The sequence below is a fragment of the Bacillus sp. z14 (2026) genome, assembly GCF_058313575.1.
In genome coordinates this window covers 36,471-50,045 of the sequence record NZ_JBZFQK010000001.1, presented here as the reverse complement: position 1 = coordinate 50,045, position 13,575 = coordinate 36,471, and the positions used below count along the sequence as shown (strand labels likewise).

Here is a 13,575-nt window from a genome sequence, read left to right as displayed (position 1 = left end):
GGACAGTATATGCTGGTAAGGTCTAAATGGCTTTATTTAGCAGGAAAGAAGGCTACTTTTTTAGTCGATATAAATACGTCGAAGGGAAAAGCAATTCTCATGAGTCATGTCTCCCTACAAAAAAACTCCAACCCATTGATTGGGTGGAGTTTACATTATTCCTATACTAGTTCAATGACCATCCCAGGCTTCACATGATCCAAAATCAGCAAATCACTTTCTGCCACACTTCCAACGACATTGACCCGTTCATCAGCAGGCAAATCTGTCAGCGTAATCTGCATTTCACCGCGATAGCGTCCGTAAAGGTCATTATCAATGGTTATGCTCCCTTTCGGACGGAGATCATTTTGCAGTGGCGGTACAGATTCCGCAACCCTTGTATCCATAAAACGAAGAACGTCCCTGGAAGCATCCGGGCGCAAACGGTATTCACCATATTTTTCGAATCCTTGCTCTGTTTGGATGCTAATCTTTCCGTTTTCAAAGCCATCCATCCTTTTGAGTAAGTCTTCTCCAGGCTCCGGATCACCAACAAATACTTCCGTTCCATCTTTATATAGTTCAAGCGCGGCAACAAAAGGGGATATATATCGATGCTTCTCCAGAGTCGGCAGTCCTTCAAATAAAGGGCCGCGTTTCTCGCCTCCTCCCGGTACAAAAGCAAAGATCGGAATGTCATATCGCTTGTACAATGCATTTTGCTCCCGGAAAAACGATTCACTTAGTCCTGTTTCCCTCCGCGGGTAAAAGTTATGCCAACCGATTATCTGTTCAGTTTTGAGTCCGTTATTCAGCAGCAGCTGTATATCACGTTCGAACAGTATACTTGAATTAACCGCAATTTTAAATTCCCTTGCCAGACTAGCAATAAAACCATGGTCAAAGAAATCGTCCAGTCTTAGCCCGGTGACACCCAATTCCTTCAATTGATACAAACTGTCGATTCCCAAATGGCCCGGGGTTTTTAATGAAACATCCGCATATACATCGATTCCCTGTCCTTTAGCCAGATGTAGCAGCTTTTTGGCACGTACTGCAAGCTCACCTGCTTCCTCCGGGATATGAAGCGAGGTAAATCCCCGCTTCACCCCCATTTGGCCTGCTTGGATAATACGTTCCTCAGCCAGAGGATCATTCAAATAAAAGGAAATTCCGATCAATCAAATTCACCAGCCATTTCATCTTTAAACCCAAACAGGTATGTAAAGATGAAGCCAGCAACATAAGCAATTAATACCCCGACTAAGTAAAGCAGTACCTCACCGTTATTCACAAGGAATGCAAGCGGCAAACCGGATACCCCAATTGCTGTCGTTGCGATATTGAAATGTGCTTGGAAGGCTGCACCAACGCCTGCCCCCAAACATGCGGTCAAGAACGGACGGCCGAGCGGCAATGTAACTCCGAAGATCAATGGCTCGCCGATTCCAAGAATACCAGCAGGAAGTCCCCCGCCAATCGCTCTTTTCAAGCGTGTTTTCTTTGTTTTCATATAGATAGCGAACGCAGCGCCAACCTGACCTGCGCCACCCATTGCAAGAATAGGTAATAATGGGTCGTCACCGATTGTATTGAGTAATTCCAAATGGATAGGTGTGAGACCTTGATGCAGGCCTGTCACGACCAACGGCAAGAATGTCGCTCCAAGAACAAATCCCGCAATGGCTCCTCCAAAATCAAGCACTGCGGTCAATCCATCTGTAATCACATCAGAGACAAATCCCCCGACAGGCATAAATACCAGATACGTCATAATACCTGTAAGCAAAAGGGCAATAGTCGGTGTCACGATAATATCAAGCGACGCTGGAACAAACTTACGGACATTCTTCTCAATAAAAGCCATAAATATCGCAGCAAACATGACCCCGATTAAACCACCGCGTCCAGGCAGTAATTCTTCCCCGAACAAGACAATCTGGGCAGCAGCAGGGTTAATAATCAATATAGCGGCTAACCCGCCAAGTGCAGGGGACCCACCGAACTCTTTCGCTGTATTGATCCCTACAAAGATTCCTAAATAGGTGAATAAACCTCCACCGATAACTGTTAAAATAATTGCAAGTTGTGATTCAGCCGATAACCATCCTGCTTGAATGACAGCCTTAGAAATACCATTGACCAAACCGGAAGCAACTAACGCAGGAATCAAAGGAATAAATATACTGGCAATTTTCCTCAAAAAGAGCTTAAACGGCGTGCTGTTTTTCTTTTTAAGTTCACCTTTCAGGCTGGAAGCCCGCTCATTAAGATTGATGTCTCCTCATTCCTTGACCAGCTTCTCGAATTCGTCCGTGACCTTATTGACATGTCCAGGACCCAGAATGATTTGCAGCGTTTCTTCTTCAACAAAGCCGAGAACTCCATCGATTTTTTTTATGGCTTCTTTGTTAACGAGTGATTCATCATAAGGTGTGACTCTAAGACGTGTCATACAGTTCGTAAAGGCTTTAATATTCTTCGCCCCGCCCAACTGCTCCAAGATTTTTTTAGCCAGAGTTTTGTAATCTTGACCAGCCATTTTCTTTCCCCCCAAAAACTGATTATTTGTATGTTTTGCCTTTCATAAATCTTATAGCCTCTCTCGTCTTATCGATGGCTCTGACCGTTTCTTCATATTGCTCTGTCGCCATGCTCAAAAACAAAATATCAATCATGAACAGCTGAGCTAACCTTGAAGAAGTGGCCGCACTCCGGAACGGAGCTTCCTTCGAATAGGATGTATATAAATTAATATCGGCTAATGCTGCAACCGATGAGGGCCCATATTTAGTCAAACTGATTGTTTGGATACCTTGTTCCTTTGCGAGTCTTGTAACTTCGATGACCTCGATTGTTTCACCAGAAAACGAAATGGTGAATACCACGTCATCCGGCTCGGCATTAGCAATCAATGTTGCTACAAGATGCGCATCCGAAAATGCTGTTGCGCTTTTATTGATCCGAAGCAGTTTTTGCTGCGCATCCACGGCGATGATTGATGATGCCCCGATTCCAAAGAAATGGACATTTTTCGCTTTCAACAGCACATCGACCGCTTTTTTTAGTTCTTCGTAGTTGATTACTTCAGAGGAATCACGCAAACTTTGTATACTATTATTCAAAGTCTTTTGGACGATCATCTCGGCGGTTTCATCCCGTTCAATGTCTCTGTATCCCGGTTCCTCCGGTCTGCCGAGATCACCTGCAATACGGACCTTCAAATCCTGGAAGCCATTCAGCCCCAGTGACTTGCATAGCCTGATGACCGCTGCCCCGCTTGAACTCGTCTTTTCTGCCAATTCATTGACTTTACAATTGACAACCTCATACGGATTTTCCAGTATATATTCAGCAATTTTCCGTTCAGATGCAGGCAACTGTTCTACCCTGTTTACTACCATTTTCAATACTCCGGAAACCACTTATCATCACCTACTTGTGTTTAAATCAATCTGAGAGCTCGGCTTCAATGGCTTTTCGGACATACCCTCCAGATTGCTCCAGAATCAGAGCCGCTTCTTCTTTCTTAATATCCTTTTTAAGCATGACTAAGGCGACCTTTACTTGATGATCAGCATCCTCTAATGTTTGTCTCGCTGTTTCATAGCTTACTCCTGTGATTTTGCTAATAATGCCGATAGCTCTTTCTTTGAGCTTCTCGTTGCTGACATGGACATCAATCATTAAGTTTTCATACGCTTTGCCGAGCAAAACCATTGAAGAGGTTGAAATCATGTTTAGAATCATTTTGTGAGCGGTTGCAGATTTCAGTCTAGTAGATCCCGTAAGCACTTCCGGACCTACGACCACCTCGATGGCATGATCTGCTTCTTCACTGATTCTAGCCTGTTTATTACACGACAGTGCCACTGTTTTGGCTCCTACCGACCGTGCGTAACGAAGTGCACCAATAACATATGGTGTCCGGCCGCTTGCAGCAATACCGATAACCGTATCATTCTCAGTAAGGGTGATGTCTTTTAAATCCTTCTCGCCATCCTCCGGCCTATCCTCCGCTCCTTCAACCGCCTTTATGAATGCGCTTTCTCCGCCGGCGATAATACCCAGTACCATCTCTGGCTTGGTACTGAATGTTGGCGGGCATTCAACAGCATCGAGTACACCAAGCCTTCCGCTAGTCCCGGCTCCCATATAGATAAGGCGCCCTCCATTTTGGAAAGATGAAACAGCAAAGTGAACGGCTATTTCAACATCTGGTAAAACCTCTTGAACTGCAGCGGCTACTTTTTGGTCTTCCTCATTCATAATTCGCAGAATTTCCATCGGACTGGAAGTGTCTATCTGCATACTTCGATCATTGCGTGATTCCGTGGTTAATAGATTAAGATTTTCTTTCATTAGTAAGACCTCCAGGTAGCTCCTTTTGCGATTACCATTTACTAGTAACTCAACACTTCCAATATACTCCAACTGAAATTGATATTCAATAATTTTATTGAATATTTAAAATTTTATTTCATTCTAATCCAAAAAAAGAAGCATATTCTCATATGCAGAACTACATAGGATATGCTAAAAAAACCTTTTTACATTATATATTTTTTGATTGCATGCGCTACTCCCATTCGGTCATTAGGCTCGGTCACAGCATCAGCTGCTTCCTTAACTTCCTCCGGCGCATTTCCCATAGCTATGCCAAGTCCCGCTGAAAGCAGCATTTGTCTATCGTTAAAGTTGTCACCGATCGCAGCCACCTCAGACATATCCAAGCCAAGCCTTTTTGCCAAATATTCCAAAGCAGAAGCCTTAGTAGTCTTTGGTGGAGTAATTTCAAGGCTAGTGAAACCGAAGCTGCTGCTCACTTCAAAATGATTTTCCATGTTGAATAGCCGATCCATAAATCCTTCATAGTCTCCTTGTTCCTTCCGAAAAGCAGCCAGCTTTTGAATGGCAGGTTCGTTTTCTTTCACATATTCATCGAAAGAATGAAACAGCCTGATTTCGCACTGAGCCCGGAATCGTTCACATCCTCCCATTTCTGCACCGGTTCCTTGTAAAGGCAGGATATTATTCTCAATCCATTTTTCATTCCACTTATTTTTCTCTGGAACTAGTAAACAGTCACCCTCATACAAATGCCCATATACCCCATAGCTTTGGCACGCATCTATGAAGGCCAACAGACTTTCTTTTTTAAAGGTAGATTGCTGAATAATCTTCCCGTCCCGCCCTTGTATAACAGCTCCGTTGTAGGCAATGATTGGATCGGATAAACGGATAGCCTCCGCAATCCACCTAGTCGCCAAAGGCGTTCTTCCGCTGCAGATGATTACCTTTCCTCCCCTTGATTTAAAATCATGCAGGGCCTCTATCGTTTCTTTGTCAATATCCATCTTCGCATTCAACAAAGTTCCATCTAAATCAACAGCCAATAATTTATACTCCATCTAGTATCCCTCCCAGGTCCCTATATACATGCACATTATCATATACTACCGGCAACCACACAAAAGATTCACATTCCAATCCCTCATAATAGGAGAATAACACCTGTGTACCTATTTATTACTCGTTAAACTAGATAGCAATGTATATCGTACCTCTTAGATAGCGGGATTACCGATTATAAATCTGGCTAATTACAGAGGATAATTTTCACCTTGTTGCAAAGGAACTGGCTTGGCAAAAATACAAACCGAAAATCAAGCATGCTGAAAAGCTAAATGAAGAACTGTGAACAAGAAAAGACAATGTTAATCTATCTTACAAAGGAGTATTTTAGGAGATTTTCTAACACCTCTAAAACAGAGAGATTCTCTTATAGAGAAGATAGAAGAAATACCATCTACACATCAAATAGTTTATCCCGATCATTCTTCCATTCTGGGATAGACTCCCCTTCCTCCATATAAATTTAGAATGTTTAAATTACTCTTAAAAAACAAAATACTACGCTTGACTTCAAGTCTACTTGAAGGCTACGCTGAGTAAAGTAAGAGTATTTAATATAGGAGGGAAAACATGTATCAGGCATCAAGACAACGTTATAAATCTATGACATATTTCCACTGTGGTGACAGTGGACTTCAATTACCAGCTATTTCATTAGGATTCTGGCACAATTTCGGCGATACAGCTTCATATGAAAATATGAAACAACTCTGTTTTACCGCTTTTGATAATGGAATTACTCACTTTGATTTAGCAAATAACTATGGACCAGAACCTGGGAGTGCTGAAAAAAATCTAGGACTTATTATGAAAGAAAACTTTGCAGCATATCGTGATGAACTTATCATCAGTACTAAAGCAGGATATGATATGTGGGATGGTCCATATGGAAACTGGGGAAGCCGAAAATATCTTATTGCAAGCCTCGACCAAAGCTTAAAGAGAATGGGATTAGAATATGTTGATATTTTTTACCATCATCGAATGGATCCCCACACACCATTGGAAGAAACGATGAATGCGCTAGCCCAAATCGTTAGAAGTGGCAAGGCATTATATGTAGGTCTCTCAAACTACGATGGAAAAACGTTAGAAAAGGCGACTGAAATTTTACAAGAATTACATTGCCCATTTATTATAAATCAGAATAGGTATTCAATTTTTGATCGAACAATTGAACAAAATGATTTGAAAGATACATCTAAAAAGTTAAAAAAAGGTATTATTGCGTTTAGTCCTTTGGAACAGGGAATGTTAACCAATCGATATTTACATGGAATTCCGGACGACAGTAGAATAAAGACGGATGGACGATTTTTAAATGCTTCTGCCTTATCCGAAGACCGATTAACTCAAATTAAAAAACTCAATGAGATAGCTGAGGAGCGAGGGCAGACACTTGCAGAGATGGCGATAAGCTGGATTTTGCGAGATGGAATTGTGACCAGTGTTCTCATAGGAGCTTCCAAACCTAGCCAGATTCTTGATAACATTGGAGCTTTAAAAAATATCACATTCACAGAAGAAGAGTTACAGCAGATTGATAACATTTCTTTAGCATAACTGAACAAACCAGTTTAGTTTCTGAATTCAATTCGGAATAAACTTATTGAATAATCAATGGCCAACCAATATTACGGGATCATGTTCTTTCGTGATTCTACTAAATGCCGAACAATTTTTGCTCTCTAAATACCTGCCATCGTAAGGGGGCTTGGGGCTTATTTATTCGCCCCAGCCTTCAACCCTTCTACCATGTATTTTTGGAACGCCATAAAGAGAATCGTGATAGGCAGTGCAACAAGCACTGCTCCAGCCGCGAATGTCGTAAATTCGGTGTTTCCTCGTCCCGTCACCATCTCAAACAACCCAATCGCTAAGGTTTTATTTTCATTGGATCGTAAAACCAGTCGAGCAAAGATAAAGTCCATCCACGGACCGATGAAGTTCGAAACCGCTACGAAGACGAGAATTGGAACGCTCAATGGCATCATCACTTTAAAGAAAATAGTGAAATGACCTGCTCCGTCAATTTTCGCAGCTTCCTCCAAACTGCGAGGCATGGAATCGAAGTATCCTTTCACAAGCCAGGCGTTAAACGGAATGGATCCGCCTGCATAAACCAATATGAGTCCCCAGTGATTGTCCAATAATCCCATTTGTAAAAGCAGGATATAGATAGCAATCATCCCCATAAATCCGGGAAACATTTGCAGAATCAACATAGCCATCAATCCTTCTTTCCGGCCTGGAAAGCGGAATCGACTAAACGCATAGGCAGCTGTGACCACTAAAAAGGTCGAAATGACCATGTTCCATAGTGCTATTTTTAAGGTGTTTTTATACCATGTCACATACTCGGTTTTCTGAATCAAATAGACAAAATGATCTAAGGATAAACGGATTCCTTTTACGGACTGGGCAATTTGAGCGAAATCAAAACTCCGAACCCCTTCCCAAAAGAGACCCCATTCCATCCCAGGAAGAAGCTGTGCACTGAATAGGGAATCCCCAGGATTCAAACTTCCCATGAGAATCCATACAACCGGATAAAGCACGAAGATGGCCACCACGAGAAGCAGAAAATGTTTCCACACGAATGAAATTCGTTCACGTGTTTTTTGTTTCATGACATCATGTCCTCCTCGTTGAATGCTTTCGTTCGTCTGAAGTTCCAAACCGAAATGATGGCAATAACAATGAAGATCAGGATGCTCACAACGCTTGCCATATTAAATTGGCTTTGGTCGAGGGTCAGTTTGTAAATCCAGCTGATTAAAATATCTGTGGAGCCTGCATAACTGTAATCCACATTCACAGGTCCTCCATTCGTCATGAGATAAATCAGGTTAAAGTTATTAAAATTCCCAGCAAACTGCATGATAAGTAAGGGGGCGGTAGAGAACATGACAATCGGCATGGTGATTTTCCAGAACTGTTGCTTCCCGTTTGCCCCATCCACCTGCGCCGCCTCATATAATTCACGATCTATGCTCGTCATGACGCCGCTCATCAAGACCATCCAGAACGGAAATCCAAACCAGACATTCACCATGACAAGCGCGAATTTCGCCCACATCGGGTCGCTAAGCCATGGGATACTGGATAGTCCAATGACTTCTAAATATTGGTTAATAGGTCCAAATTCCCCGTTGAATAGGTTTCTCATGATCAAAATGCTGACGAACGAAGGAATCGCCCATGGCAAGATATAAATGCTTCTCCAAAATTTCCGGAATTTGATTCCCTTTGAATTCAAGAGAACCGCAAATAAGATTCCGGCAAAGAACGTGGTAACCGTGGCTGAAATTGCCCAAAGAATCGTCCATCCGAAGACGCCGATGAACGTTCGGTTCCAGGTTTTCAAGTTAAATAAGTCCACAAAGGTTTGAAATCCCACCCAGTCCACTAGAGAAGCAGGCGGCAAGTGGTTCGGTCCTGAATAGTTTGTGAAAGCGATCGCAATTCCAAAAATCAGAGGCAAGATGGTTAAAAAGGCCGTGAATACAATGGATGGTGTGAGCAAAAAGTAAGGAAATCCTTTATCTATTAAGACACGGAGGGTTTCTTTGAATGAGTTTGGTTTTCCCCCTTGATCTCGCCATTGTCCGACTTTCCAAGCATCCTTCACATTCAAATAATACATCCATACAAAGAACAATCCGCAAATTAAAAAGATGATTCCTTCGATTAACAAGAAGATGCTGTGATCCCCTTGCTGAATTTCAAATCCCACACGGGTCTGCACCGTTTCCCCTAATGTGGCCAACCCCCACATAGCATTTCGAAACGGTAATGTCCAAAACACTACAAGGTATAGCTCCATACAGATAAATAAGATCCCTTTGATGTACTGTCGATTGTACAATTGCCCAAGTCCCATAAGCAGCAAAGAAAAGATCAAGCTTTTCTTGGCATGTGTTTTCATTTGTTTTTAACCTCCTTTTCACTTCTTAGAAAAAAGAACCAATATCTCACTAGCTGGATATCGGCTCTTTTGATAGATGAACTCTTTATTTTTTATTCTGAGTGGCCACTGCATCTTCAATTTGTTCTTTGGCTGCGTCAAACGTTTTTTTCGAGTCGGTTCCATCATTCCAGATGGATGTGTAAGCCGTTTCCATTGGTCCCCATACAGCTTGCATTTCAGGGATATTTGGCATCGGCACAGCATTTTTCGCCTGTTCCAAGAAAGCCATGGACACTTCATCTTTTTTGATGGTTTCGTTTTCAAGGAGCGAAGTCGCTGGTGGCAATTGGCCTGTCATTTCGTATCTTTTTAAGAGCATTTCTTCACTGGAAGCCATTTGAGCTAAAAGAGTTGCTGCTTTGGGATATTTGGAATAACTGTTTACATAGTACGCTTTGATGCCTGAATAGGATTTTGGCGTTTCGCCGTTATCCAATATTGGAAGTGGAGCGATTCCAAAGTTCACACCAGCATCTTGATGGTTTTTAACATCCCATGGACCTGAAATTCGGTAGGCTAATTTACTTTCATTGAAGAAAGAGGAAATCACATCACCTGTAATGTCTTCTTTTTTCATCGGTAACAATTCTTTGTTGATTTTTTTCATAAATTCCGCCGATTTGATGGCTCCTTCATTGTTAACACCAAGATCCGTTGGATCGGTGTCTTCTTTTCCAAATACATAACCGCCATAACCAGATAGAAAAGCATGTGTGTAATAAAAGTTACCTGGTTCCATCATAAAACCATATTTCTGATTTTTTCCTTTGCTCGTTGCTTGGAATTCTTTAGCTGTTTTGAACAAGTCATCCCATGTTTTTGGTGCCTCTTTTACGATGTCTTTATTGTAGTACAAGGCATATGTTTCAATGGAGATGGGATAGCCGAACATTTTCTTTTTTCCATCTTTATCCACAAAACTTGTCCCGTTTACCGCTGCTTCCAAGAACATGTCTTGATAGTCATCGGCATAATAGTTGTCATATACCAAACCTGCTTTCACCAATTTTCCTAAATGATCATGGGCGGAGTTGAAAACATCGGCACCTAAGCCAGCTGGCCCATCTGTTTCCAATTTTCCTGCTGCGTCTGTGTGTCCCACTTCTTGTACTTCAACAGGCACATTGTATTTTTTCGTGAATTGCTCTGCGACATAGGTCGCCCAGGCGCCCTCGTCCGCTCCGTTGTCCCAAATAATCAGGGTTGCTCCATCTTCAGGTTTGAGTGTTTCTTTTGTGGTTTCCTTGGGTTTTGTTTCAGTGGTTGCTTTTTTCGTCTCATCTTCCGAACATCCCGCCAATATTCCTGCCAATAGGGTGGCGGATGCCAATATACCAACTATTCTTTTCTTGATCATGTGAAACCTCCTATGTGGGAATTTTTGTACCAAGTATAAAATTAATGAAACAGAAGCTGTAAGTGCTTTTGCGATACACACTTTTTTTTACTTTCGTTTCTGATAGACCATTTCCTCATACGAACAAAAGTTAATCCAGCGGCACCTTTAGAAAACGCTTTCAAAAATAACCATTAACGGGTACATTCAGTTCTTCCTGTATCACAATGGTACATTCTTGGAGAGCCAATTAGACCAGACTCGCCGCCTGCTCGTCCCCGAAGGTTCGGCATAGGTATAAATTCACAGTTGTGGTACGTGGTGGATATGTCATAGTTCTAAACACAAATAAGAGGTTGGTTTTTCGGAGTTGAATCATCTGTTTGTAGTACGTGAAAATACTTTGCGTATCCTTTTTCTGATTGAACACATTAGCATGAGAGTAGTTGGGATTGATGTCAAACTAAGCAGATTTATTCGTTGTAATTCCCGCTTGATGAGTATCATCCCATTGTACTAATGTTCGAGAATTGTCTCTTCCATTTTTCCAATGATCTGCATGATCTCCTCGTATAAATCGCCCTTGCCATATTTCAATATTGTGTAAATTTTTCATGCCCACACCGTTGTACTGCTCAATGGTCGCGAAGTGGATATTTGTCATGCTGATTTCCTGCCCGTCATAAATAAACGTGGTTCCAAAAACAAGGTGCTGAGTGCTTGGGCACTTTCTCTGCGCCATGACTCGTCATTTACCCAGGTGCTGAAGCTTCTCGGCTGGTCATGATTTTCCGAAAGCAAAGCATTCGACCCGGGATCCTACAGTCCCTTTTACCATTTGCAGAGTCTGCTTCAAAGGCATATTCAGTCCTCCCCCCATCCCCTCGATTCCATAACCCCAGGCGTTCGAGCAGAAAAATGATATTGAAATATCCTCTTTTTCTCCTACCCATTTGTCTACTTCCGCCAAACACCCCCATTGTCTTCCCCCAACCGTCATGATGGCAAAGCGGGCAAACGTCTCTTCCCGTAATACCCAAGAAACCCCGCTCCCATTCATTATATGAAGGAAACATGGATATCAGAAAACTATTTTTTTAACAATTTTTCATTTTACCATATCGTATATCCATAGTTTAAGAATGTTGAGAATTCACAACGTTTTTTGACGAAATTTTCATCGCTTGAGTATCAGGAACTTTATTTATGCAGTTAGAAGTCAGTAAACAAAAGGATAGACAAGCAATTATCTATGCCTGTCTATCCTTATTATCTTTAAAATGTCTACTGTATAAGTTAAGCGTTTAATCAAAAATTTATTTTCTTCTCTGTCTATTACAATATCTACATTAAATCACGAGACTTACTTACCGAGAGTCTTAGTCACCCCAAATACATCCTTCGTATCATTATACTGATTAATCGCAATATCTAGATCATGAAAATAACGATGTATTAATCGAATCTGTTCTTTGTCTGCTTTATTTTTGGTCGCCTTGGCAATTGCGTGGATTTGTTTAAAATCTTCCGATACCTTTTTATTTTCTATTCCCTGGCTAATGATCTCATTCGTATCTTTTTCAAGTATGGCTGATAAACTCTTGGCTTCTGACATATCTAATTCTTCAATACTGCCATAGCCTGTTAAATCATTGTATTTAGCGTGATATTCAGCAATTAACACACTTTCTTGATTCGATATATTTTTTGGAGGGTTTTTCTTTAATTGATCCATTGCTTCTTTAGATGGATCATTCAAATGATAATAGACAGTAAGACCAATCACTCCAGCTGCTAATATACCTACTATTAATATTAAAAGAGATAGCCACTTTGATTTTTTCTTATCTTGTTTTTTAGTCATTCGTTCTCCCGCCTATCAAAAGTATTTGTCATCCTATTATTGGGATTTTATGCCTTTTAATTATGACAGGTTTGGCTTAACTGTACAAATAAACCAACCATTCTAGAGGTGGTTGGTTCGTAAATAATTGGTTAAAAGTAGAAATCCATTAAAGTTTCATCCATTAAATCCTGTGTCAATCCTATGTAAATCATCGTATCTTTTTGGTTGGAATGGTTTAAAATTTGCTGCAGCAATGCAATGTCTTTGAATTTTTGGTAGTGTAAATAACCAAATGTCTTACGTAGAGTATGTGTCCCTACATCCTGAATATCTGCCATTTCGGCTGCTTTATTTAACACACGGTAAGCCTGAACCCTCGTAATTGGTCCATTTCCTTTACGGCTTGGAAATAAATAATCGTCCTTTGAAAGTTTTTCTTTCTTGACGTATTTTTTAATTTCTTTTCGCAAGTGCGGATTAATCAGAAACCTTTTCGTTTTTTCCGTCTTCTGTTCAATAATGACAATATGCGTTCCATCCAATACATCCTTTACCCGTAGCTGCAATAAATCCCCTATCCTCAGCCCAATATTGATCCCAATTGTAAACATTATATAATCCCGATAACTGCAATAGCGTAATAATGCTTTTTTCATGGCCTCTATTTGATCAAGCCGGCGAATAGGCTGTACATTTTTAATTCGTTTTGTTGCTGTAACCACTTTTGCCAGTCCCCCTTCTTCCCATCTCTTATTGTACGTGAAGAGGCCATTCAAACACAAGATTTTTTCAATTCCACACCTTCTGTAAACCTTGATTTAATCAGTTTTCGAATGTATCAATTCAAGTCCTTTGTTACATTCGGAATTTTCTAATTATTAATGGTAAAATCCATCATAATTCTACACATTTCCCAAAAAGGCTATAAATCGCCTACATTCGACAAAAAACGTTTAGAATACAAACACCTTAGGAATTAAAAAAGAGGACCTTAAAACCCAATTATGAAGGTCGTTTTTTGACTCT

At 41.0% G+C, this 13,575-nt stretch carries 12 protein-coding genes and 1 pseudogene; 1 reads left to right on the top strand and 12 read right to left on the bottom strand.

Going from position 1 to position 13,575, the window contains the following annotated elements; translation table 11 throughout:
- Window positions 1-161: 161 nt before the first annotated feature.
- From AC4G3O_RS00245 to AC4G3O_RS00225, 5 genes and pseudogenes are all read right to left on the bottom strand, one after another.
- Window positions 162-1,163, bottom strand: a complete 1,002-nt coding sequence (locus tag AC4G3O_RS00245) for a MupG family TIM beta-alpha barrel fold protein (RefSeq protein WP_490553297.1) — start codon at window positions 1,161-1,163, stop codon at window positions 162-164.
- Window positions 1,160-2,524 (bottom strand): annotated as a pseudogene (locus AC4G3O_RS00240) (PTS transporter subunit EIIC). Before AC4G3O_RS00240 ends, AC4G3O_RS00245 begins: the two are co-directional and overlap by 4 nt.
- 22 nt (window positions 2,525-2,546) lie before the next feature.
- Window positions 2,547-3,407 (bottom strand): MurR/RpiR family transcriptional regulator, encoded by an 861-nt coding sequence (locus AC4G3O_RS00235; RefSeq protein ID WP_148629697.1) that lies wholly within the window; start codon window positions 3,405-3,407, stop codon window positions 2,547-2,549.
- 25 nt (window positions 3,408-3,432) lie between these two features.
- Complete coding sequence (murQ, locus tag AC4G3O_RS00230; protein WP_066103898.1) at window positions 3,433-4,344, bottom strand: N-acetylmuramic acid 6-phosphate etherase; 912 nt, start codon at window positions 4,342-4,344, stop codon at window positions 3,433-3,435.
- A 188-nt stretch (window positions 4,345-4,532) separates the two neighbouring features.
- Window positions 4,533-5,393: an HAD family hydrolase gene (locus AC4G3O_RS00225; RefSeq protein ID WP_491135626.1), complete on the bottom strand. Its 861-nt coding sequence runs from the start codon at window positions 5,391-5,393 to the stop codon at window positions 4,533-4,535.
- A gap of 574 nt (window positions 5,394-5,967) precedes the next feature.
- Here AC4G3O_RS00225 and AC4G3O_RS00220 point away from each other — a divergent pair.
- Entirely contained in the window at window positions 5,968-6,960 is a 993-nt protein-coding gene (locus tag AC4G3O_RS00220) for an aldo/keto reductase (RefSeq protein WP_139891967.1), read from the top strand.
- A gap of 158 nt (window positions 6,961-7,118) precedes the next feature.
- Here AC4G3O_RS00220 and AC4G3O_RS00215 read toward each other — a convergent pair whose 3' ends face one another.
- The 7 genes from AC4G3O_RS00215 to AC4G3O_RS00185 form a co-directional block, all read right to left on the bottom strand.
- The gene (locus AC4G3O_RS00215) at window positions 7,119-8,027 is read right to left on the bottom strand and encodes a sugar ABC transporter permease (RefSeq protein ID WP_066103904.1); all 909 of its coding nucleotides are present in this window, start codon (window positions 8,025-8,027) and stop codon (window positions 7,119-7,121) included.
- Window positions 8,024-9,325, bottom strand: a complete 1,302-nt coding sequence (locus AC4G3O_RS00210; protein WP_148629694.1) for a carbohydrate ABC transporter permease — start codon at window positions 9,323-9,325, stop codon at window positions 8,024-8,026. Before AC4G3O_RS00210 ends, AC4G3O_RS00215 begins: the two co-directional genes overlap by 4 nt.
- A gap of 85 nt (window positions 9,326-9,410) precedes the next feature.
- Window positions 9,411-10,724 carry a sugar ABC transporter substrate-binding protein gene (locus AC4G3O_RS00205; RefSeq protein ID WP_148629693.1) on the bottom strand — a complete coding sequence of 438 codons (1,314 nt, stop codon included), beginning with the start codon at window positions 10,722-10,724 and terminating at the stop codon, window positions 9,411-9,413.
- Between the two features lie 442 nt (window positions 10,725-11,166).
- Window positions 11,167-11,445: an alpha-amylase family glycosyl hydrolase gene (locus AC4G3O_RS00200; RefSeq protein WP_148629692.1), complete on the bottom strand. Its 279-nt coding sequence runs from the start codon at window positions 11,443-11,445 to the stop codon at window positions 11,167-11,169.
- 10 nt (window positions 11,446-11,455) lie between these two features.
- Window positions 11,456-11,743, bottom strand: coding sequence for a hypothetical protein (locus AC4G3O_RS00195; protein WP_140461430.1), 288 nt, complete (start codon window positions 11,741-11,743; stop codon window positions 11,456-11,458).
- Window positions 11,744-12,066: 323 nt separating this feature from the next.
- The gene (locus AC4G3O_RS00190; protein ID WP_066103913.1) at window positions 12,067-12,567 is read right to left on the bottom strand and encodes a hypothetical protein; all 501 of its coding nucleotides are present in this window, start codon (window positions 12,565-12,567) and stop codon (window positions 12,067-12,069) included.
- A 131-nt stretch (window positions 12,568-12,698) separates the two neighbouring features.
- Complete coding sequence (locus AC4G3O_RS00185; RefSeq protein WP_066104338.1) at window positions 12,699-13,250, bottom strand: site-specific integrase; 552 nt, start codon at window positions 13,248-13,250, stop codon at window positions 12,699-12,701.
- Window positions 13,251-13,575: the final 325 nt, after the last annotated feature.